The following is a 21,178-nucleotide window of genomic DNA, read 5'->3' on the forward strand; positions in this document are numbered from 1 at the left end:
TGTTGCATTGCGGCTGCTAGAATCGCAGGCTGTCTGATTTCAGTACCCGATGGCGGGTGCGTCAGGCAAATCCACACGCCCGGTGTCGCCGCATATGTATACGGTGACTGAACCGATAGGGTGCGCAGCCGGAACACTGGCTGCGAACACGGCCGGGCGGAGGTCAAACCCTGTTCGGAGTAATCTCGAATGTCCGTATCCATGCGCGAAATGCTGGAGGCGGGTGTCCATTTCGGACACCAGACCCGCTTCTGGAACCCCAAGATGGCCCCCTTCATTTTCGGCCATCGCAACAAGATCCACATCATCAACCTGGAAAAGACCGTCGCCAAGTACAACGACGCGATGGCCTTCATCCGCCGCATGTCCGCCAACAAGGGCACCATCCTGATGGTCGGCACCAAGCGCCAGGCGCGCGAAATCGTGGCCGAAGAGGCGCAGCGCGCCGGCGTGCCCTACGTCGATGAGCGCTGGCTCGGCGGCATGCTGACCAACTTCAAGACGCTGAAGCTGTCGGTCAAGCGCCTGAAGGACCTGGAAGCCATGGTCGAAGACGGTTCGATGGAACGCATGCCGAAGAAGGAAGCCCTGGTGCTGCAGCGCGAGCTGGTCAAACTGCAGAAGAGCATCGGCGGCATCAAGGACATGGGCGGCTTGCCGGACGCGCTTTTCGTGATCGACGTCGGTTACCACAAGATCGCCATCACCGAAGCCAACAAGCTGGGCATCCCGGTCGTGGCCGTGGTCGATACCAACCACTCGCCGCTGGGCGTCGATTACGTCATTCCGGGCAATGACGACTCGAGCCGCGCGATCCGCCTGTACGCGTCCGGCGTCGCCGACGCGATCCTGGAAGGCCGTAACAGCGCCGCCCAGGACCTGGTGGCGCAGCTCAAGTCCGACGACGAGTTCGTCGAGGTCGAAGGCGAAGGCGAAGCCCAGGCCTGATCGATTGCCGCGGGCGCCCAGGCGCCCGCGATTGTTTTACCGATTCGTATTTATAGGCAGGAATGAGCATGGCGGAAATCACCGCAGGTATGGTCAAGGAGCTGCGCGAAAAGACCGACGCTCCGATGATGGAATGCAAGAAGGCGCTGACCGAAGCGGGCGGCGACTTGGCGAAGGCCGAAGAAATCCTCCGCGTGAAGCTGGGCAACAAGGCGAGCAAGGCTGCCGCCCGCGTGACCGCCGAGGGTGTGGTGGGTCTGTTCCTGTCGGCCGACGGCAAGACTGCCGCGATGGTCGAAGTGAACTGCGAAACCGACTTCGTGGCCAAGAACGACGACTTCCTGGCGCTGGTCAATGGCGCTGCCAAGCTGGTCGCCGACAACAATCCGGCCGACGTGGCCGCGCTGTCGGCACTGCCGTTCGGCGAAGGCACGGTCGAATCGACCCGCGCCGCACTGGTTGGCAAGATCGGCGAGAACATGTCGATCCGTCGCTTCGTGCGCGTGCAGGCCGAAGGCAAGGTCGCCAGCTACGTTCATGGCGGCTCGAAGATCGGCGTGCTGGTCGATGTCGTCGGCGGTGACGACGCGATGGCAAAGGACCTGGCGATGCACATCGCCGCGTCGAAGCCGAAGTCGCTGGATTCCACCGGCGTGTCGGCCGACCTGATCGAAGCCGAACGTCGCGTCGCGATCGAGAAGGCGCGCGAAGCCGGCAAGCCGGAAGAGATGATCGCCAAGATCGCCGAAGGCTCGGTGCAGAAGTACCTGAAGGAAGTCACCCTGCTGGGTCAGGTCTTCGTCAAGGCCGAGGACGGCAAGCAGACCATCGAACAGCTGCTGAAGGCGAAGTCGGCGAAGATTGCCTCCTTCACGCTGTACGTGGTCGGCGAAGGCATCGAGAAGAAGACCACCGACTTCGCAGCAGAAGTCGCCGCCCAGGCTGCCGCAGCAGCGGCCGCCAAGGCCTGAGCCCGGGAGCCTGCATGACTGTTGCCTATCGCCGCATCCTTCTGAAGCTGTCGGGCGAAGCCCTCATGGGCGACGACGACTACGGCATCAGCCGCGACATGCTTGCACGCATCGTCGCTGAAGTTGCCGAGATCCGCGCCTTGGGCGTGGAAGTGGGCGTCGTGATCGGCGGAGGCAACATCTTCCGCGGCGTGGCGGGCGGCGCGGCCGGTATGGACCGCGCCACCGCCGACTACATGGGCATGCTGGCCACCGTGATGAACGCGCTGGCGCTGGGCGACGCGATGCGTCAGGCCGGTGTTGCCGCGCGCGTGCAGTCGGCGCTCAGCATCGAGCCCGTGGTCGAGTTCTATATCCGCGGCAAGGCGATCCGCTACCTCGAAGAGGGCAAGGTCGTCATCTTTGCCGCTGGCACCGGCAACCCCTTCTTCACCACCGACACCGCAGCTGCGCTGCGCGGTCGCGAGATCGAAGCCGAAATCGTGCTGAAGGCGACCAAGGTCGATGGCGTCTACAGCGCCGATCCGATGAAGGACAAGAGCGCCACGCGCTACGACCGCATCAGCTTCGACGAGGCCATCAGTCGCGACCTGAAGGTGATGGACGCCACCGCGCTCGCGCTGTGCCGCGACCAGCAGCTGCCGATCAAGGTGTTCAGCATCTTCAAGGCGGGCGCGCTCAAGCGTGTCGTGATGGGCGAAGACGAAGGCACGCTGGTCCATATATAGTGGTGCAGGGGCCGCCGGCCCCTTTGTTTCAGCGGTCGCCCTGACGCGGCCGTCCCTTCCAACAAGAGGCGACGTCATGATCCCCGAGTTGAAGAAAACCACCGAACAGAAGATGCAGAAGACGCTGGAGTCGCTCAAGACCGACTTCGGCAAGGTGCGCACCGGTCGCGCGCACACCGGCATCCTCGATCACATCCAGGTCGATTACTACGGCTCGCTGGTGCCGCTGTCGCAGGTCGCCAACGTGACGCTGATCGACGCGCGTGCGATCGGCGTGCAGCCGTGGGAAAAGAAGATGCTGTCGGTCGTCGAGAAGGCGATCCGCGATTCCGACCTCGGCCTGAACCCCTCGGCCATGGGCGATATCGTGCGTGTGCCGATGCCGCCGCTGACCGAAGAGCGCCGCAAGGAGCTGATCAAGGTCGTCCGCGGTGAAGCGGAGAACGCGCGCGTGGCCGTGCGCAATCTGCGTCGCGACGCCAACAACGCGCTGAAGGAAGCCGTCAAGGAAAAGGAAATTTCCGAGGACGACGAGCGCCGCGCGCAGGACGACGTGCAGAAGCTGACCGACCGCTACATCGCCGAGGTCGACAAGCAACTGGCGCAAAAAGAGCAAGACCTGATGGCCGTCTGAAGCCAGGCACCGGATCTTGTCTTCCAGCACCGGCTCGTCCGCAGTCCCGCGACACATCGCCATCATCATGGATGGCAATGGCCGCTGGGCGCGCCGCCGTTTCATGCCGCGCGTCGCCGGCCACCGCAAGGGTGTCGAGGCGGTGCGCGCGGTGGTCAAGCGCTGCGCCGAGCGCGGCGTCGGCTATCTGACGCTGTTCGCCTTCAGTTCCGAGAACTGGCGGCGGCCGGCCGAGGAAGTCAATTTCCTGATGCAGCTGTTCGTGCGGGCGCTGGAGGACGAAGTCGTCCGTCTGCACGAGAACGGCATCCGTCTGCGCGTGGTCGGTGATCTGGGCCGTTTCGAGCCGCGTCTGGTCGAACTGATCCGCAGTGCCGAGGCGCTGACCGAAGACAATACCGGCCTCAACCTGACCATCGCCGCGAACTACGGTGGCCGGTGGGACATCCTGCAGGCGGTCGAGCGCATGCTGAAGGCGCACCCCGAGCGTCGTGACGGCTTCACCGAACAGGAACTGGCGCCACATCTGTCGATGGCCTACGCGCCCGAGCCCGATCTGTTCATCCGCACCGGTGGCGAACAGCGCATCAGCAATTTCCTGCTCTGGCAACTGGCCTACACCGAACTCTATTTCACCGACAGCCTGTGGCCCGAATTCAATGGTGCGGCCATAGACGAGGCGATCACGTCCTACCAGCAGCGGGAACGTCGCTTCGGCCGAACCAGCGAACAGGTCCAGTCAGCGGCCGCAGCCGGCCAGCATGCTTAAGCAGCGCGTACTGACGGCCATCGTCCTGCTGGCCGGCCTGTCGGCTGCACTGTGGGGCATGGATCTGGCCGCTTGGGGCTGGCTGGTCGCCGCAATACTGGGTTTCGCCGGCTGGGAGTGGGCGCGCCTGATCGGTTTTGCGCCGCTCGGCGCGCGCGCAGCGGGTCTGCTGACCTTCGCGGTAGTCGCCATCTGCGCGCACTGGGCGTTCGATGCGCAGGGCGTCGTGGCCGATGGTGTTGCGCCGTTGTCGGCGCTGCACGCGCTGTCCATCCTGTTCTGGCTGTTGGTGGTGCCGTTCTGGATGTCGCGCGGCGCGCGTCCGGCGCAACCCTGGCTGGTGCTGACCGGTGTTCTCGTCCTGCTGCCGCCAGCACTGGCACTGATACAGCTGCGCGCGATCGGGGTGCTGCCTTTGCTGCTGCTGATGGCGGTCGTCTGGATCGCCGACATCGCCGCCTATTTCACCGGCAAGGCCTTTGGCCGGCACAAGCTGGCACCGTCGATCAGCCCGGGCAAGACCTGGGAGGGCGCAGCCGGCGCCGTGGTCGCCGTCCAGCTCTACGGCCTCGCCATCAAGCCGCTACTGTTCGATGGCGCGCAGACGCCGTCGGCGCTGTTCTGGGCGGCGATGCTGCTGTTGCTGACGGCGGTGAGCATCGTCGGTGACCTGTTCGAATCGATGATGAAGCGTCAGGCCGGCATGAAGGACAGCAGCCAGCTGCTGCCCGGCCATGGTGGCGTGCTCGACCGCGTCGACAGCCTGACGGCCACCTTGCCGCTGATAGGCTTCTATCTGCTCAACCTGATACCCGGAGCGTCGAACTGATGCGCAGACTGACCGTACTGGGCGCGACCGGCTCGATCGGCGTCAGCACGCTGGACGTCGTCGCGCGCCATCCGGACCGTTTCGAAATCGTTGCGCTGTCCGGTCATCGCCAGATCGACCGGCTGGCCGAACAGTGCATCGCCTTCGCGCCGCGCATCGCCGTGGTGGCCGACGCCGACGCTGCCGTCGTGTTGCGCGAACGCCTGGCCGGTCGCGTGCCGACCGAAGTCATGCACGGCGTCGAGGCACTCGAAATGGTTGCTGCGCTGCCCGAGGTCGATACCGTGATGGCGGCCATCGTCGGCGCCGCCGGCCTGCGCTCGGCGCTGGCGGCGGCGCGCGCCGGCAAGCGCATCCTGCTGGCGAACAAGGAAAGCCTGGTGATGAGCGGCGACCTGTTCATGCGCGAGGTGGCTGCCCACGGCGCGACGCTGCTGCCCATCGACAGCGAGCACAACGCCGTCTTCCAGTGCATGCCGGCCAAGGGGCGCGAGGGCGTGCGCCGCATTCTGCTTACCGCGTCGGGTGGCCCGTTCCGCCGCACGCCGATTGCCGATCTGGCGACCGTGACGCCGGCGCAGGCCTGTGCGCATCCGAACTGGGACATGGGGCGCAAGATTTCGGTCGATTCGGCCACCATGATGAACAAGGGCCTCGAAGTGATCGAGGCGCGCTGGCTGTTCGACACGCCCGCCGAGCGCATCGACGTGGTGATCCATCCGCAGAGCATCGTGCATTCGATGGTCGAGTACGTCGACGGCTCGGTGCTGGCGCAGATGGGTAACCCGGACATGCGCACACCGATCGCGCACGCGCTGGCCTGGCCGGAGCGGATCGAATCCGGCGTCGGCGTGCTCGACCTGGCCGCGGTAGCCGATCTGGTGTTCGAGCGCCCGGATCTCGACCGTTTCCCCTGCCTGAAACTGGCTTTCGACGCGCTGCGCGCCGGCGCCGGCACGCCGGCCGTGCTCAATGCGGCGAACGAAGTCGCGGTTGCCGCCTTCCTGGAACATCGGCTCGGTTTCCGTGCCATAGCCGATGTGATTGCCGCCACCCTCGACACCCTTCCTGATCAGCCGTCGAGCACGCTCGACGAAGTGTTCGCCGCCGATGCGGCAGCACGCGAGGTCGCACGGCGCCAGATCGGGGCGCGCGCTTGAATCCGCTGTTCTATCTGGGCGCCTTCGCGCTGGCGCTGGGCATCCTGATCACCGTGCACGAACTGGGTCACTACAGCGTGGCGCGGCTGTGCGGCGTCAAGGTGCTGCGGTTCTCTGTCGGTTTCGGCCGCCCGCTGTGGATGCGTCGTTACGGACCGGACCAGACCGAGTGGGCCTTGTCGGTGTTTCCGCTCGGCGGCTACGTCAAGATGCTGGACGAGCGCGAAGGCGAAGTGGCCGAACACGAACGCCACCGCGCCTTCAACCGGCAGACCGTCGGGCGCCGTTTCGCCATCGTTTCGGCCGGACCGATCGCCAATTTCCTGCTCGCCATCGTCGTCTATTGGGGCCTGTTCATCTACGGCATGGAAGAGCCGCGCGCCCTGCTGGCCGCACCTGCGGCAGGCACCCCGGCGGCGGTGGCCGGCGTCACCGACGGCGAGCAGGTGCGTGCCGTCGATGGCAAAGCGATCGCGTCGGCGCAGGACCTGCGCTGGCATGTCGCGCGCGCAGCGGTCGAGGGACGTTCGCTGGTGCTGGAAACGATCAACGACCGCGCGGAAATCAACACGCGGCGTATCGACCTGTCGGGTATAGGCAGCGATGTCGACGCAACGCTCATGGAGCGGGTGGGCCTGCTGCCGTTCCGGCCGCGTGTCGCGACCGTGGTCGGCAGCGTGGGCGAGGGCAGCGCGGCGGACAAGGCGGGCATACGCGAGGGCGACCGCGTGCTGTCCATCAACGGGCAGGCGGTCGACGACTGGGCTGCGATGGTGCAGCAGGTGCGCGAACTGGGCGGGCGGACCGTCGATGTGGTGGTGCTGCGCGACGGCGCCGAGGCTGTGCTGCGCGCCGAAGTCGCTACGGTGGAGGAGGGCGGGCAGCGTTTCGGCCGTCTGGGCATCGGCCCAGAACCCGATCCGACCCTGCGCGAGCGGCTGTTCGTCGAAGTGCGGCACGGCGTCGGCGAATCACTGCTGCTGGCGGTCGGCCAGACCTGGGATACCGCGCTGTTCAGCCTCAAGGCCTTCGGCCGCATGATCACCGGCGAACTGTCGTGGAAGAACCTGAGCGGGCCGGTCACCATCGCCGACTACGCGGGTCAGTCGGCGGCCATGGGGCTGACCCACTACATCAAGTTCATCGCGCTGATCAGCATCAGTCTGGGCGTGCTCAACCTGCTGCCCATCCCGCTGCTGGACGGTGGGCACTTGATGTACTATACGATCGAATTTTTCAAGGGCGGTCCGGTTCCGGAGCGGGTCATGGAAATCGGGCAACAGGTTGGCCTCGCCATCCTGCTGATGCTCATGGCGTTCGCCTTCTACAACGATATCAATCGCCTTTTCGGTTGACTACCGACTGAATTCCCCACTTCCCCCAATGCGCAAGTTTCTCCTGCCCGCCCTGATCGCGGGACTGCTGTCGGCTCATGCTCACGCCTTCGAGCCTTTCGTCGTCCGCGACATTCGCGTCGAGGGAATCCAGCGGACCGAAGCCGGCACGGTGTTCAACTATCTGCCGGTGCGCGTCGGCGAGAGCTTCACCGAGGACAAGGCGGCCGAGGCCATCAAGGCGCTGTTCGCGACCGGCTTCTTCAAGGACGTGCGCATCGAGGTCGAGGGCGACGTGCTGGTGGTGGTGATCGAGGAGCGTCCGGCGATCGCCTCGCTCGACTTCACCGGCATGAAGGAATTCGACAAGGAAGCGATCAAGAAAGGGCTGCGTGACGTGGGTCTGGCCGAGTCGCGCATCTTCGACCGCGCCGTGCTGGAACGCGCCGAACAGGAACTGAAGCGTCAGTACCTGTCGCGTGGCCGTTATTCGGTCGAGGTCAAGACCACCGTGACGCCGCTCGAGCGCAACCGTGTGGCGATCAACTTCCAGGTCGATGAAGGCGAGGTCGCCAAGATCCGTCAGATCAATATCGTCGGTGCCAGTGCCTTCAAGGAGAAGGACCTGCTGAAGATGATCACGCTGACCACGCCGAACTGGCTCACCTGGTACACGAAGAACGACCAGTATTCGCGCCAGAAGCTCAGCGCCGACGTGGAAACGCTGCGCAGCTGGTACCTAGATCGCGGCTACCTCGAATTCAACGTCGATTCGACCCAGGTGTCGATCACGCCGGACAAGCAGGACATCTACATCACCATCTCGATCACCGAGGGCAAGAAATACACGGTGTCCGGTGTCAAGCTGTCGGGCGATCTGCTGCTGCCGGAAGAGGAACTGCGCAAGCTGGTGAAGCTGAAGCCGGGCGACGAGTTCTCGCGCAAGAACCTGACCGACACCACCAAGGCGATCAATGACCGACTCGGCAACGAAGGCTATGCCTTCGCCAACGTCAATGCGGTGCCGGAACCGGACAAGGAAAAGCAAACCGTCTCGTTCACCGTGTTCGTCGATCCGGGCCGCCGCGTCTATGTGCGCCGTGTGAACGTGCTGGGCAACAGCAAGACCGCCGACCAGGTCATCCGCCGCGAATTCCGCCAGATGGAAGGCGCCTGGTACGACGGCGAGAAGATCAACCGTTCGCGTACCCGCGTCGACCGCCTCGGCTACTTCGACGCGGCCACGGTGGAGACGCCTGCCGTGCCCGGCACCACCGACCAGGTCGACGTAAACCTGACCGTGAAGGAAAAGCCGACCGGCAACCTGATGTTCGGTGCCGGCTTCTCCAGTTCGGAAAGCCTCATCCTGTCGACCTCTATTTCGCAGCAGAACCTGTTCGGCAGCGGCAAGTCGATGTCGCTGAGCCTGAACAGCGGCAGCATCAACAAGACCTACGCGCTGTCCTTCACCGATCCGTACTACACGCCGGACGGCATTTCGCGCGGTTTCGACGTCTACCTGCGCAACGTCGACCCGAGCCGTCTGCGTATCGGCAACTACCGTACGTCGTCGGTTGGCGCCGGTCTGCGCTGGGGCTTCCCGATCCGCGAAGACGACCGCATCAACTTCGGTCTGGCGGTCGATCAGACCTCGATCGATACCTTCTCGGACAGCCCGCAGCGCTACAAGAACTTCGTCAACGAGTTCGGCGACACCAACAACTCGCTGGTGAGCACCATAGGCTGGGCACGCGACACCCGCGACAGCTTCATCTACCCGACGCGAGGCTCGATCCAGCGGGTCAACGGTGAAGTTGCCATTCCGCCCGGCGGCCTGCGCTACATGAAGGCCTCCTACCAGCACCAGACCTATTTCCCGCTGTGGGGCAACTTCGTGCTGATGCTCAATGGCGAACTGGGTTATGGTCGTGGTTACGGCGACAAGCCGCTGCCGTTCTACAAGAACTTCTACGTCGGCGGCATTGGCTCGGTACGGGGCTTCGAAACCGCGTCGATCGGCCAGCGTGACCGCGATGGCAATGGCAACCTGCTGCGCACGACCATCGGCGGTGATCGTCGCCTTGTGATGAACGCCGAGGTGCTGTTTCCCTTCCCCGGCATGGGGCAGGACAAGTCGCTGCGTCTGGGCACCTTCGTCGATGCGGGTAACGTCTGGGCAGACGGCCAGAGCCTGAGTCTGGGCGATATGCGTTATAGTGCCGGCCTTTCCGTGGCATGGAGTTCGCCCATGGGACCGCTGAAGTTCAGCATTGCACAGCCCCTGAACAAGGATCCGCTCGATCGTCTGCAGCGCTTCCAGTTCCAGATGGGCAATGTGTTCTGATCAAGAAGAGCTCCGTATGAACAGGTCGAGTATGTCCGCACGCTCCATATTCATTGCATTGCTGTCTTCGCTCGCTTTGCTGACGGCCGCACCGGTGCGCGCAGAAAGCGACGTCAAGATCGGCTTCGTCGACACCGAACGCATCCTGCGCGAGGCGGCACCGGCGGTGCGCGCGCAGAAGAAGCTCGAGAAGGAATTCGAGAAGCGCAGCCAGGAGCTGGAAAAGCTGGCCAAGCAGCTGCAGGGCATGCAGCAGAACATGGAAAAGAATGCGGTCACGCTGTCCGACAGCGACCGCCGCGCCAAGGAGCGCGAATTCAGCGAACTCACCCGCGACATGCAGCGTCGCGAGCGCGAGTACCGCGAAGACCTGAACCAGCGCCGCAACGAGGAACTGGCTGGTGTGCTCGACAAGGCCAACAAGGCGATCAAGGTGATCGCCGAGGCCGAGAAGTACGACATCATCTTCCAGGAGGTGGTGTATCGCAGCCAGCGCATCGACATCACCGAGAAGGTGCTGAAGGCGCTGGCCGACCCTCCGGCAAGCAAGTAAGAACATGGCGGCCCGTCTTGGCGACATCGTCGCCCGGTTGGGCGGCGAACTGCATGGCGACGCCGACCTGCTGGTCGAGCAGGTGGCGCCGCTCGACAGCGCCGGCCCGGCTCATATCTCCTTTCTGTCCAATCCGAAGTACCGCAGCGTTCTTGCCAGCAGCGGTGCGGGTGTGGTCATCGTGCCGCCTGCCGACGGCGAGAATCTCGCCCGCACGCACATCCGCGTGCGCAATCCCTATCTCTATTTCGCCCGCGTCGCCCAGCTGCTGAATCCCGATCTGCGCCCGGCGGGCGGTATCGATCCGGCTGCCAGCGTGCATCCGGGGGCGCGGGTCGATGCGTCCGCCCATGTCGCCGCCGGTGCGGTGGTGGGCGAGGGTGCGGACATCGGCGCCAACGTGCTGATCGGCGCCGGCTGCGTGGTGGGCGAGGGTGTGCGCGTCGGCGCCGGGACGCGGCTGCATCCGCGCGTCGTCGTGTACGCGCACTGCGTGATCGGCGAGCGCTGCATCCTGCATTCGGGCGCCGTGATCGGTGCAGACGGCTTCGGCTTCGCCCGCGAGGCGGACGGCAGCTGGGTCAAGATTCCGCAGATCGGTCGCGTACTGATCGGCAACGACGTCGAAATCGGTGCCAACACGACGGTGGATCGCGGCGCGCTCGAAGACACCGTGATCGGCGACGGCGTAAAGCTCGACAACCTGATCCAGATCGCCCACAACGTGCGTATCGGCGACCATACTGCGATGGCGGCGTGTTCCGGCGTGGCCGGCAGTACGACGATAGGCAAGCGCTGCATGATCGGCGGTTCGGCCAACATCATGGGCCACATCGACATCGTCGATGACGTGGTGGTGTCGGCGGTGTCGTTCGCGACCAAGTCGATTCCGGAGAAGGGCGTCTACACCGGTTCGGTGCCGTCGATGGAGCACAAGGAATGGACGCGCAACTACTCGCGCCTGCGACACCTCGACTCGATGGCCGATCGCATCAAGGCGCTCGAGCAACAACTTGCAACGCTGCAAGGCAACAAGGAAGACTGAATTGAAATCGATGGACATCCACGCGGTGCTGAAGTCGCTGCCGCACCGCTTTCCTTTCCTGCTGGTCGATCGCGTGCTCGAAGTCGAGGCGGGCAAGTACATCAAGGCGCTGAAGAACGTCACGATCAACGAGCCCTTCTTCCCCGGCCACTTCCCGAACCATCCGGTCATGCCGGGCGTGCTCATTGTCGAGGCGCTGGCGCAGGCCGCAGCCATCCTGTCCTTCGAAACGCTGGGCACGACGCCCGACGCCGATTCGGTCTATTACCTCTGTGGCGTGGACAACACCCGCTTCAAGAAGCCGGTCATGGCCGGCGACCAGCTCATCCTCGAAGTCGATCTGCTGAAGCACTCGCGCGGCATCTGGAAATACCAGGCGCGCGCCCGCGTCGACGGCGGCGTGGTGGCCGAATCCGAACTGCTCTGTGCGGTGCGTCCGACCTGATGGCAACGCTCATCCATCCGACCGCCATCGTCGATCCGGCGGCGCAGATCGCCGACGGTGTCGAGATCGGTGCCTACAGCATCATCGGGCCGAACGTCGAGATCGGTGCCGGCACCAAGGTGCATGCGCACGTGGTGATCCAGGGCCATACCCGCATCGGGCGCGACAACGCGTTCCACCCATTCTGTTCGATCGGCGGCGCACCGCAGGACAAGAAGTACGCCAATGAACCGACCCGTCTGGAGATCGGCGACCGCAACACCGTGCGCGAATACGCGACGATGAACTGCGGCACCGTGCAGGATGGCGGCGTCACGCGCCTGGGCGACGACAACTGGATCATGGCCTACGTGCACGTCGCGCACGACTGCCAGGTCGGCAGCCACACCATCATGGCTAACAACACCGCGCTGGCCGGCCACGTGCATGTCGGCGACTGGGCCATCCTCGGCGGCTTCACCGGCGTGCACCAGTTCGTGCGCGTCGGTGCGCACAGCTTCTGCGGCGTGCATTCGAGCGTGCTGCAGGACGTGCCGCCCTTCGTGCTGGCCAATGGCGTGCCGGCCAGCCCGCACGGCATCAACAGCGAAGGCCTGCGCCGTCGCGGCTACAGCAGCGAAGCCATCATGGCGATCAAGCGCGCCTACAAGACGCTGTACCGCGAGGGGCTGACGCTGGACGAGGCCAAGGCCGCCATCGCCGAAGCGGCGAAGGCGACGCCCGAAGTCGCGCTGCTGTCCGATTTCCTCGCATCCGGCGGACGCGGCATCATCCGATAATGGCCTCCCGCATCACGGTGGCCATGGTCGCCGGCGAAGCGTCGGGCGACCAGCTGGCTGCGCATCTGATCAAGGCACTGCGCGATGCGCGGCCCGATATCGACTTCGTCGGCATCGGCGGGCCGCGCATGCAGTCGGCCGGCTTCGACGCCTGGTGGCCGTCCGAGAAGCTGGCCGTGCGCGGCTATTTCGAGGTGCTCAAGCACTACCGCGAACTGGCCGGCATCCGTCGCAGCCTGCTCGACCGCCTGCTGAAGGACAAGCCGGCGGCCTTCATCGGCGTCGACGCGCCCGATTTCAACCTGTGGCTGGAGCGCAAGCTGCGCGACGCCGGCGTGCCCGCCATCCACTACGTGAGCCCGTCGATCTGGGCCTGGCGCGGCGGCCGCATCAAGGGCATTGCGCGCAGCGTGTCGCGCGTGCTGTGCCTGTTCCCGTTCGAACCGGCGATCTACGAGAAGGCCGGCGTGCCGGTGAGCTATGTCGGCCATCCCTTCGCCGACGAGATTTCGCCCGAGCCGCAGCGCTTTGCCGCCCGCGAACGCCTGGCAATCCCGGTCGATGCGCGCATCGTGGCGCTGCTGCCGGGTAGCCGGCAGTCGGAACTGCAGTACAACGCGCATTCCTGGATCGGTGCGGCCAAGCTGCTGCACGAGCGCCATCCGGACCTCAGATTCCTGGTGCCGCTGACCACGCGCGAAACGCGTACCCAGTTCGAACAGGCGCTGTGGGACTGTCAGGCGACCGAACTGCCGGTGTCCATCCTGTTCGGTCACGCGCGCGACGCGCTGATGGCCTGCGACGTGGCGCTGGTGGCCAGCGGCACGGCGACCCTCGAAGCGGCGCTGTGCCGCGCGCCGCACGTCGTGGCCTACCGCATCCACGCGCTGAGCTATCGCATCATGAAGCGCATGGCCTATCAGCCCTGGGTCGGCCTGCCCAACATCCTGGCTGGCCGCAGCATCGTGCCCGAACTGCTGCAGCACGACGCCACACCCGAAAAGCTGGCTGACGCGCTCGATGCGCTGCTCGGTGACGCGGTGGCGCGGGCGGCGCAGATCGACGAATTCGAGCGCATCCACTTCACGCTGCGCCAAGGCACGGCAGCGCGCGCCGCGGCGGCCATCCTGCCGCATCTGCCACGCACATGAAGATCGCCGGCGTCGACGAGGCCGGCCGGGGGCCGCTGTGCGGTCCGGTCTATGCGGCGGCGGTCATTCTCGATCCCTTGCGCCCCATAGACGGCCTGAACGATTCGAAGAAGCTTTCAGAAAAGAAGCGCGAAGCGCTGGCGCCACTGATCCGCGAGCGCGCGTTGGCCTGGGCGGTCGGCATCGCGACGGTGGAGGAAATCGACCGTCTCAACATCCTGCGCGCGACCATGCTGGCGATGCGTCGCGCAGTCGAAGGCCTTGCCGTGCCGCCCGATCAGGTGCTGATCGACGGCAACCGCGTACCGCCGGGCCTCACCATGCCGGCGCGTGCCATCGTCGGCGGCGATGCGTCGGAAGCGGCGATCTCGGCCGCCTCCATCCTCGCCAAGACCGGTCGTGATCACGAAATGATGGCGCTCGCAGCGCTGTATCCGCAGTACGGCATTGCCCAGCACAAGGGCTATCCGACCGCCGAGCATCTGGCCGCGCTGCGCGCGCACGGGCCGTCACCGATACACCGGCGCAGCTTTGCGCCGGTCGCGCAGAGCGCACTGGATTTCGGCATGCCCGACTGAAGGCGTTCGCCTTCGCTTGAGCCAGTTCAAGCTGCCAGTGCTGGACTGGACTAGCATCAGCAGCATGTCCTGTTGCCCGCACCCGCAATGAACCCGTTTGGCTGGCTCAACGACCAGCTGCTGCGCATGCAGTGGCTGTCAGACCTGGTACGCATACTGGTCGAGCAGGGCATCGGGTTGCCGATGAGCGGGCAGTTCGGCGCCAGCGTGCATTTCTTCATCTACGACACGGTGAAGATATTCATCCTGCTGTCGTTGCTGATCTTCGGCATTTCATACGTGCAGAGCCATTTCCCGCCCGAGCGCACGCGCCGCATCCTGGGGCGTTTCACCGGGGTGCGCGGCAATCTGCTGGCAGCCCTGCTCGGTACGGTCACGCCATTCTGTTCCTGTTCGTCGATTCCGCTGTTCATCGGCTTCACCAGCGCCGGGCTGCCGACAGGCGTTACCTTTTCCTTCCTGATTTCGTCGCCGCTGGTCGATCTGGCGTCGGTCATCCTGCTGGCGAGCATTTTCAACTGGCCCATCGCCATCGCCTACGTGACGGTCGGCGTCGTGCTGGCGGTGGTCGGCGGCACCTTGATCGGCCGCGCGCGAATGGAGCGCCACATCGAGCCTTTCGTGTTCACCAGCCCGGTCATGCACGGCGACGACGGCGTGCCCGACGTGCGCGAGCGCCTGCGCTTCGCCCGCGACCAGGTGCGCGACATCGTTCGCCGCGTCTGGCTCTACATCCTGATCGGTGTCGGCATTGGCGCGGCCATCCACAACTGGATACCGGAGCGTCTGATCAACGGGCTGCTCGGGCAGGACAAGCCATGGTCGGTGCCGCTGGCTACGCTGGTCGGCGTCCCGATGTACGCCGACATCTTCGGCACGCTGCCGATCGCCGAGGCGCTGGTGGCGCGCGGCGTGGGGCTGGGTACGGCGCTGGCATTCATGATGTCGGTCACTGCGCTGTCGCTGCCGTCCATCATCATGCTCAAGCGTGTCGTCCGCACGCCGCTGCTGGCGACATTCGTCGGCATCGTGGCGGGTGGCATCGTGCTGATCGGCTATCTGTTCAATGCCTTTGCGGGCGCATTCACCTGACCTGGCAGGCGAGGGGAGACGACATGATCATCAAGGTACTGGGCAGCGGTTGCCGCAAGTGCATCGAACTGGCGGACAACACGCGCAAGGCGCTGGCCGCGCGTGGCCAGCAAGCCGATATCGTCAAGGTGACCGATTTCGTCGACATCGCCGCCTACGGCGTCATGTCGACGCCGGCGCTGGTGATCGACGAAAAGCTGGTGTCCGCGGGCAAGGTGTTGAGTGAACAGGAAATCGGCGAACTGCTCGGCAAGACCGGCTGAAGCGCTCAGTCCTGTGCGTCCAGATGCACGGCCAGCCAGACCGATGGCGTGGTGGCATCGGTGCATTCGACGCGGTGGTGCCGGTGTGCCGCGATGAACACCCAGTCGCCGGGGCGCAGTTCGCGGCCGCTCGCTTCATCCGCGAAGCGCAGCGTGGCCGAACCGCTCAGCAATGCCACCCACTCGTCGCCCGGCTGGTCATACCAGAAGCCGGGCGGGCTGCACTGACCGGTCGACACGATGCGCTCGATGCGCACGCCGGGCCGTGCGCACAGCGTCTCGAACAGCTCTTCCGGCTGCGGCGCCGGCGGCAGACCGTCGAACAGATTGGCGCTCACATTGCGGCCTCGTTCAGCAGTTCGGTGTCGTCGTGTGCATAGGCCGGGCTGCAGCAGCAGAGGATGACCAGTGCCTCGCGGCCGGTTGCCTCGATGCAGTGCGATGTGCCAGGTGGAATCAGCACGGTGTCGCCGACGGTCACGTCGAAGCTGTGCTCGCCCAGCGTCATGCGCCCCTGGCCGGCCGTCACGTGGTACAGCTCTTCGGTCACGTGGTGCCGGTGCAGCGCGGTGCGGGTACCGGCCGGCACGGTCGCTTCGGCCAGGCTCTGCGCCCGCCCTCCATGCTGCGCCGGATGCATCAGTTCGCGGATCAGCGAACCGTCCTTGGTCACGTAGGCAGCACTGTCGTTGTAGCGGGTCTTCATCGGGCGTGCGGGGCAGGCGAACCGGGTGAAGCGCCAGCGTAGTCGAAAGCACGCGACACTTGCATCGATTCAATGATTCAAATATCGTTGAATTATGGAAGAACAGGACATCATCCGCGCTCTGGCCGCACTGGCTCACGAAATCCGTCTGCGCGTGTTCCGCGCACTGGTCGTCGCCGGCCCCGACGGCATGACGCCCGGCGCGCTCGGCGAGGCACTGTCGGTCGCGCCGACCACACTGTCCTTCCATCTGAAGGAACTGACCCAGGCCGGCCTGCTGCTGCAGTCGCGCGACGGCCGCCACCTGATCTACCGCGCCGACTACGCGCGCATGGGCGCCCTGATGGCCTATCTCACCGAAAACTGCTGCCGCGGCACACCCTGTGTCGAGGCCGCACCTTCCTGCACGAACTGCTGACCGGAGAACCGCAATGAAGCGCTTTCACGTCCATCTGCACGTCGACGACCTGGCGAAGAGCGTCGCCTTCTACAACAAGCTGTTCGATGCGCAGCCGGCGCGCACCGAAGCCGACTACGCGAAGTGGATGCTCGAAGATCCGCCGGTCAATTTCGCGATCTCGACCCGTGGAACCAAGCCGGGCATCGACCACCTCGGCATCCAGACCGACGACCCGGCCGAACTTGCGGCGATGAAGGCGCGCGCCGAATCGGCTGACATGGCGCTGCTCGACGAAGGCGAAACCACCTGCTGTTACGCGCGCAGCGAAAAGCACTGGGTGACCGACCCGCAGGGCATCGCCTGGGAGCACTTCCATACGCTGGCCAACATTCCGGTGTTCAATGAAGCGGCCAGCGGCGGCGCTGCCTGCTGTGCCCCCGAGGCGCCGGTCACCCGTGGCAAGCCGCTGAACATCGGTGTGAAGACCTCCGGTTCGGGCTGCTGCTGACATGGCCCGTCCGCTCAACGTCCTGTTTCTGTGCACCCACAATTCGGCGCGCAGCGTGCTCGCCGAATGCCTGCTCAACCACCTCGGCGGTGCCCGTTTCCGCGCCTTTTCGGCCGGCAGTCAGCCGAGCGGGCGGGTGAATCCGTTCGCGCGGCAGGCGCTGGCGGAGCAGGGCATCGATACGACGGGCGTGCGCAGCAAGGCCTGGGACGAATTCGCCGCGCCCGGCGCGCCGGCGATGGATCTGATCATCACCGTGTGCGACAGCGCCGCCGGCGAAACCTGCCCGGTGTGGCCGGGCCATCCGGCCACCGCACATTGGGGCTACGCCGACCCCTCGGCGACCACCGGCAGCGATGCGGCGAAGCTGACCGCCTTCCGCGACACGCTGGCGCTGATCCGCCGTCGTCTCGAAATCCTGGTCGCGATGCCGGACGAGCGCCTGCACGCGCTGGCGTTGCAGCAGACCGCGCGCGATCTGGCCGCACACTGAGGTCTTTCCATGGGCATGTTCGAACGCTGGCTCACCCTGTGGGTGGGCCTGGCCATCGTTGCGGGTGTCGCGCTGGGACTGGTCGCGCCGCCGGCCTTTGCGGCCGTCGCGGCGCTGGAACTGGCGCACGTCAATCTGGTGGTGGCCGTGCTCATCTGGGTGATGATCTACCCGATGATGATCCAGATCGATTTCGCCGCCGTGCGCGACGTCGGTCGCCGGCCTCAGGGCCTGGTGCTGACGCTGGTCGTGAACTGGCTGATCAAGCCCTTCACGATGGCCGCGCTGGGCGTGCTGTTCTTCCAGCACCTGTTTGCGCCCTGGGTCGATCCGCAATCGGCGTCGGAATACATCGCCGGCATGATCCTGCTCGGCGTCGCACCGTGCACCGCGATGGTGTTCGTCTGGAGTCAGCTCACGCGGGGTGATCCCAACTACACGCTGGTGCAGGTGTCGGTGAACGATCTGGTCATGGTGTTCGCCTTCGCGCCGATCGCCGCCTTCCTGCTCGGCGTGACCGACGTGGCCGTGCCGTGGGAAACGCTGCTGCTGTCCACCGCGCTCTACGTGGTGCTGCCGCTGCTCGCCGGCGTGCTGACCCGCCGTGCGCTTGGCAACGGTGCCGCACTGGCCGGATTCGTCGCGCGCCTCAAGCCCTGGTCCATCGTCGGTCTGCTGGCCACCGTCGTGCTGCTGTTCGGCTTCCAGGCGGAAACCATCGTCGCCCAGCCCTTCGTGATCGCGCTGATCGCCGTGCCGCTGGTGCTGCAGACTTACGGCATCTTCGCCATCTCCTTCGTCGCCGCGCGGATGATGAAGCTGCCCTATCCGGTGGCGGCACCGGCCTGCCTGATCGGCACGTCGAATTTCTTCGAACTTGCGGTCGCGGTTGCGATCTCCCTGTTCGGACTGCACTCGGGCGCGGCGCTGGCGACCGTGGTCGGCGTGCTGGTCGAAGTGCCGGTCATGCTGTCGCTGGTCGCCTTCACGCGGCGCAGCGCGCATCTTTTTCCGGATTCCGCTGAACTTTTTTAGATCAAGTCTAAACAAAGAGGCAGTTTCGCAATATCATTGCGACTTTCACCCCACCCACAAAAGAGGATCTCGACATGAGCATCATCAACAGCACCGTCCAGCCCTTCAAGGCAAACGCTTTCCACAACGGCAAGTTCATCACCGTGACCGACGAGAGCCTGAAGGGCAAGTGGTCGGTGATCGTGTTCATGCCGGCTGCCTTCACCTTCAACTGCCCGACCGAAGTCGAAGACGCGGCCAACAACTACGCCGAATTCCAGAAGGCCGGTGCCGAAGTGTACATCGTCACCACCGACACCCATTTCTCGCACAAGGTGTGGCACGAAACCTCGCCGGCCGTCGGCAAGGCCCAGTTCCCGCTGGTCGGCGACCCGACCCACCAGCTGACCCGCGCGTTCGACGTGCATATCGATGAAGAAGGCCTGGCGCTGCGCGGCACCTTCATCATCAACCCGGACGGTCAGATCAAGACCGCCGAAATCCACGACAACGCGATCGCCCGCGACATGAACGAAACGCTGCGCAAGCTCAAGGCTGCGCAGTTCGTCGCCAGCCACCCCGGCCAGGTCTGCCCGGCCAAGTGGAAGGAAGGCGCCGAAACGCTGACCCCGTCGCTCGACCTGGTCGGCAAGATCTAAGCGCACAACGCTTCGCAGAGGCGCCCGGGTCAGGTGCCAGGGTGTGTTCTCAAGTGGTTTTGAGAACATGCCCTGACGGCGCCCGGCCCGGGCGTTTTGTTTTCCGCATCATCCGTTTCGAAAGCCGAGCACACCATGCTGGACGCCACTCTCAAGGGCCAGTTGAAGGCCTATCTCGAAAAGCTGCAGCAACCGATCGAACTGACGGCCGCGGTGGACGACAGCGCCGCTTCGCGCGAACTGCAGGGCCTGCTGTCCGACATCGCAGAGCTGTCGGACAAGATCACTGTCAGCGAGGAGCGGGGCAGTGCCGCGCGTACGCCGTCGTTCGCGATCAACCGCAAGGGCGGCAACATGTCGCTGCGCTTCGCAGCCATTCCGCTCGGCCATGAATTCACCTCGCTGGTGCTCGCGCTGCTGCAGGCCGGCGGTCACCCGCCGCGCGTGTCGGACGAGATGATCGAACAGATCAAGTCGCTCGATGGCGACTACAGCTTCGAAGTGTTCATGTCGCTGTCCTGCCACAACTGCCCGGACGTGGTGCAGGCGCTGAACCTGATGGCAGTGCTGAATCCGCGCGTCAAGGTGGTCACCATCGACGGTGCGCTGTTCCAGAAGGAAGTCGAAGAGCGCCAGGTGATGGCAGTGCCGATGGTGTTCCTGAACGGCGAACTGTTCGGCGCCGGCCGCATGACGCTGGAAGAGATCGTCGGCAAGGTCGATACCGGTGCTGCCAAGCGTGACGCGGAGAAGATGAACGCCAAGGCGCCGTTCGACGTGCTGGTGGTCGGCGGTGGCCCGGCCGGTTCGGCGGCGGCGATCTACGCCGCGCGCAAGGGCATCCGCACCGGTGTGGTCGCCGAGCGCTTCGGCGGTCAGCTGATGGACACGCTGGGCATCGAGAACTTCATTTCGGTCAAGGAAACAGAAGGCCCGAAGCTCGCCGCCGCGCTCGAAGAGCACGTGAAGAGCTACGAGGTCGACGTGATGGCGCTGCAGCGCGTCGACAAGTTGATTCCGGCCGCGGAGTCGCCCGACGGCCTGATCACGCTGCAGCTGTCCAATGGCGGCCAGCTCAAGTCGCGTTCGGTCATCCTGGCGACCGGTGCGCGCTGGCGTGAAATGAACGTGCCGGGCGAACGCGAATACCGCAACAAGGGCGTGGCCTACTGCCCGCACTGCGACGGCCCGCTGTTCAAGGGCAAGCGCGTGGCGGTGATCGGCGGCGGCAACTCGGGCGTCGAGGCGGCGATCGACCTGGCCGGCATCGTCGGCCACGTGACGCTGCTGGAATTCGACAAGCAGATGCGCGCCGACGCGGTGCTGCAGCGCAAGCTGCTGAGCCTGCCGAACGTGAAGGTGATCCTGCAGGCGCAGACCACCGAAGTGACGGGTGGGGCCGACGGCAAGGTCAATGCGCTGAAGTACACCGACCGCGCCACCGGCGAGTCGCACACGATCGAGCTCGAAGGCATCTTCGTGCAGATCGGTCTGGTGCCCAACACCGAATGGCTGAAGGGTTCGATCGAGCTGACGAAGTACGGCGAAATCCAGGTCGACGCGCGCTGCGAAACCAGCACGCCGGGCGTGTTCGCCGCTGGTGACGTGACCACCGTGCCGTACAAGCAGATCATCATCGCGATGGGCGAAGGCTCGAAGGCGGCGATTTCGGCTTTCGACCACCTGATCCGCACGTCGGCACCGGCCTGATCGCCGGGACGCGTTAACATCGGAGCCCGCGCATCGCAGGATGTGCGGGCTTTTTCTTGGCCGCG

Annotated in this window: 25 protein-coding genes; 23 read left to right on the top strand and 2 right to left on the bottom strand. The window is 65.1% G+C overall.

The features are described 5' to 3' along the window. The first annotated feature begins 189 nt into the window (after positions 1-189). The 17 genes from rpsB to AC51BJ_RS19000 all read left to right on the top strand — a co-directional run bounded on the left by rpsB (position 190) and on the right by AC51BJ_RS19000 (position 15,623). Positions 190-948, top strand: a complete 759-nt coding sequence (gene rpsB / locus AC51BJ_RS18920) for a 30S ribosomal protein S2 (protein ID WP_020164763.1) — start codon at positions 190-192, stop codon at positions 946-948. Positions 949-1,016: 68 nt separating this feature from the next. After that, positions 1,017-1,919 (top strand): translation elongation factor Ts, encoded by a 903-nt coding sequence (gene tsf / locus AC51BJ_RS18925; RefSeq protein WP_304008749.1) that lies wholly within the window; start codon positions 1,017-1,019, stop codon positions 1,917-1,919. A gap of 14 nt (positions 1,920-1,933) precedes the next feature. After that, positions 1,934-2,647, top strand: coding sequence for a UMP kinase (gene pyrH, locus AC51BJ_RS18930; RefSeq protein ID WP_020164761.1), 714 nt, complete (start codon positions 1,934-1,936; stop codon positions 2,645-2,647). A 76-nt stretch (positions 2,648-2,723) separates the two neighbouring features. Continuing rightward, positions 2,724-3,281, top strand: a complete 558-nt coding sequence (frr, locus tag AC51BJ_RS18935; protein WP_019918207.1) for a ribosome recycling factor — start codon at positions 2,724-2,726, stop codon at positions 3,279-3,281. Positions 3,282-3,297: 16 nt separating this feature from the next. Then, positions 3,298-4,050 (top strand): polyprenyl diphosphate synthase, encoded by a 753-nt coding sequence (uppS, locus tag AC51BJ_RS18940; RefSeq protein WP_496281262.1) that lies wholly within the window; start codon positions 3,298-3,300, stop codon positions 4,048-4,050. Then, positions 4,043-4,879, top strand: a complete 837-nt coding sequence (locus AC51BJ_RS18945; RefSeq protein WP_430434055.1) for a phosphatidate cytidylyltransferase — start codon at positions 4,043-4,045, stop codon at positions 4,877-4,879. Before uppS ends, AC51BJ_RS18945 begins: the two co-directional genes overlap by 8 nt. Then, positions 4,879-6,039, top strand: a complete 1,161-nt coding sequence (gene ispC, locus AC51BJ_RS18950; RefSeq protein WP_430434054.1) for a 1-deoxy-D-xylulose-5-phosphate reductoisomerase — start codon at positions 4,879-4,881, stop codon at positions 6,037-6,039. Before AC51BJ_RS18945 ends, ispC begins: the two co-directional genes overlap by 1 nt. Continuing rightward, positions 6,036-7,394, top strand: a complete 1,359-nt coding sequence (gene rseP / locus AC51BJ_RS18955) for an RIP metalloprotease RseP (RefSeq protein WP_496281263.1) — start codon at positions 6,036-6,038, stop codon at positions 7,392-7,394. Before ispC ends, rseP begins: the two co-directional genes overlap by 4 nt. A 28-nt stretch (positions 7,395-7,422) precedes the next feature. Then, complete coding sequence (bamA, locus tag AC51BJ_RS18960) at positions 7,423-9,717, top strand: outer membrane protein assembly factor BamA (protein WP_019918212.1); 2,295 nt, start codon at positions 7,423-7,425, stop codon at positions 9,715-9,717. A gap of 31 nt (positions 9,718-9,748) precedes the next feature. Next, positions 9,749-10,270: an OmpH/Skp family outer membrane protein gene (locus AC51BJ_RS18965; protein WP_020164754.1), complete on the top strand. Its 522-nt coding sequence runs from the start codon at positions 9,749-9,751 to the stop codon at positions 10,268-10,270. A 4-nt stretch (positions 10,271-10,274) separates the two neighbouring features. Beyond that, a complete protein-coding gene (lpxD, locus tag AC51BJ_RS18970; RefSeq protein ID WP_430434050.1) occupies positions 10,275-11,315 on the top strand; it encodes a UDP-3-O-(3-hydroxymyristoyl)glucosamine N-acyltransferase in 1,041 nt (346 codons plus the stop codon). Between the two features lie 10 nt (positions 11,316-11,325). Further along, on the top strand, positions 11,326-11,760 hold the full coding sequence (gene fabZ / locus AC51BJ_RS18975; RefSeq protein ID WP_304009647.1) for a 3-hydroxyacyl-ACP dehydratase FabZ: 435 nt from the start codon (positions 11,326-11,328) through the stop codon (positions 11,758-11,760). Further along, the gene (gene lpxA, locus AC51BJ_RS18980; protein ID WP_496281264.1) at positions 11,760-12,539 is read left to right on the top strand and encodes an acyl-ACP--UDP-N-acetylglucosamine O-acyltransferase; all 780 of its coding nucleotides are present in this window, start codon (positions 11,760-11,762) and stop codon (positions 12,537-12,539) included. The genes fabZ and lpxA overlap by 1 nt, the downstream gene beginning before the upstream one ends. Further along, complete coding sequence (gene lpxB, locus AC51BJ_RS18985; RefSeq protein ID WP_496281265.1) at positions 12,539-13,690, top strand: lipid-A-disaccharide synthase; 1,152 nt, start codon at positions 12,539-12,541, stop codon at positions 13,688-13,690. The genes lpxA and lpxB overlap by 1 nt, the downstream gene beginning before the upstream one ends. Next, positions 13,687-14,268 (top strand): ribonuclease HII, encoded by a 582-nt coding sequence (gene rnhB, locus AC51BJ_RS18990; protein ID WP_496281266.1) that lies wholly within the window; start codon positions 13,687-13,689, stop codon positions 14,266-14,268. The genes lpxB and rnhB overlap by 4 nt, the downstream gene beginning before the upstream one ends. Positions 14,269-14,340: 72 nt before the next feature. Continuing rightward, positions 14,341-15,360 (top strand): permease, encoded by a 1,020-nt coding sequence (locus tag AC51BJ_RS18995; protein ID WP_496281267.1) that lies wholly within the window; start codon positions 14,341-14,343, stop codon positions 15,358-15,360. 23 nt (positions 15,361-15,383) lie between these two features. After that, the gene (locus AC51BJ_RS19000; protein WP_496281268.1) at positions 15,384-15,623 is read left to right on the top strand and encodes a thioredoxin family protein; all 240 of its coding nucleotides are present in this window, start codon (positions 15,384-15,386) and stop codon (positions 15,621-15,623) included. Between the two features lie 5 nt (positions 15,624-15,628). Here AC51BJ_RS19000 and AC51BJ_RS19005 read toward each other — a convergent pair whose 3' ends face one another. Further along, positions 15,629-15,961 (bottom strand): cupin domain-containing protein, encoded by a 333-nt coding sequence (locus AC51BJ_RS19005; protein ID WP_430434045.1) that lies wholly within the window; start codon positions 15,959-15,961, stop codon positions 15,629-15,631. Continuing rightward, entirely contained in the window at positions 15,958-16,329 is a 372-nt protein-coding gene (locus AC51BJ_RS19010; protein ID WP_496281269.1) for a cupin domain-containing protein, read from the bottom strand. Before AC51BJ_RS19010 ends, AC51BJ_RS19005 begins: the two co-directional genes overlap by 4 nt. A gap of 94 nt (positions 16,330-16,423) precedes the next feature. Here AC51BJ_RS19010 and AC51BJ_RS19015 point away from each other — a divergent pair, with 94 nt between their 5' ends. The 6 genes from AC51BJ_RS19015 (at position 16,424) to ahpF (ending at position 21,113) form a co-directional block, all read left to right on the top strand. Beyond that, complete coding sequence (locus tag AC51BJ_RS19015; RefSeq protein ID WP_304001051.1) at positions 16,424-16,747, top strand: ArsR/SmtB family transcription factor; 324 nt, start codon at positions 16,424-16,426, stop codon at positions 16,745-16,747. Between the two features lie 13 nt (positions 16,748-16,760). After that, complete coding sequence (locus AC51BJ_RS19020; protein ID WP_496281270.1) at positions 16,761-17,237, top strand: ArsI/CadI family heavy metal resistance metalloenzyme; 477 nt, start codon at positions 16,761-16,763, stop codon at positions 17,235-17,237. A gap of 1 nt (position 17,238) precedes the next feature. Continuing rightward, positions 17,239-17,730, top strand: a complete 492-nt coding sequence (locus AC51BJ_RS19025; protein ID WP_496281271.1) for an arsenate reductase ArsC — start codon at positions 17,239-17,241, stop codon at positions 17,728-17,730. Between the two features lie 9 nt (positions 17,731-17,739). Then, complete coding sequence (gene arsB / locus AC51BJ_RS19030; RefSeq protein ID WP_496281272.1) at positions 17,740-18,765, top strand: ACR3 family arsenite efflux transporter; 1,026 nt, start codon at positions 17,740-17,742, stop codon at positions 18,763-18,765. 74 nt (positions 18,766-18,839) lie between these two features. Continuing rightward, positions 18,840-19,403 (top strand): alkyl hydroperoxide reductase subunit C, encoded by a 564-nt coding sequence (gene ahpC, locus AC51BJ_RS19035; protein WP_496281273.1) that lies wholly within the window; start codon positions 18,840-18,842, stop codon positions 19,401-19,403. Positions 19,404-19,538: 135 nt separating this feature from the next. Continuing rightward, on the top strand, positions 19,539-21,113 hold the full coding sequence (gene ahpF, locus AC51BJ_RS19040; RefSeq protein ID WP_496281274.1) for an alkyl hydroperoxide reductase subunit F: 1,575 nt from the start codon (positions 19,539-19,541) through the stop codon (positions 21,111-21,113). Positions 21,114-21,178 lie beyond the last annotated feature (65 nt).

The sequence above is a fragment of the Methyloversatilis sp. S146-33 genome (assembly GCF_059552495.1).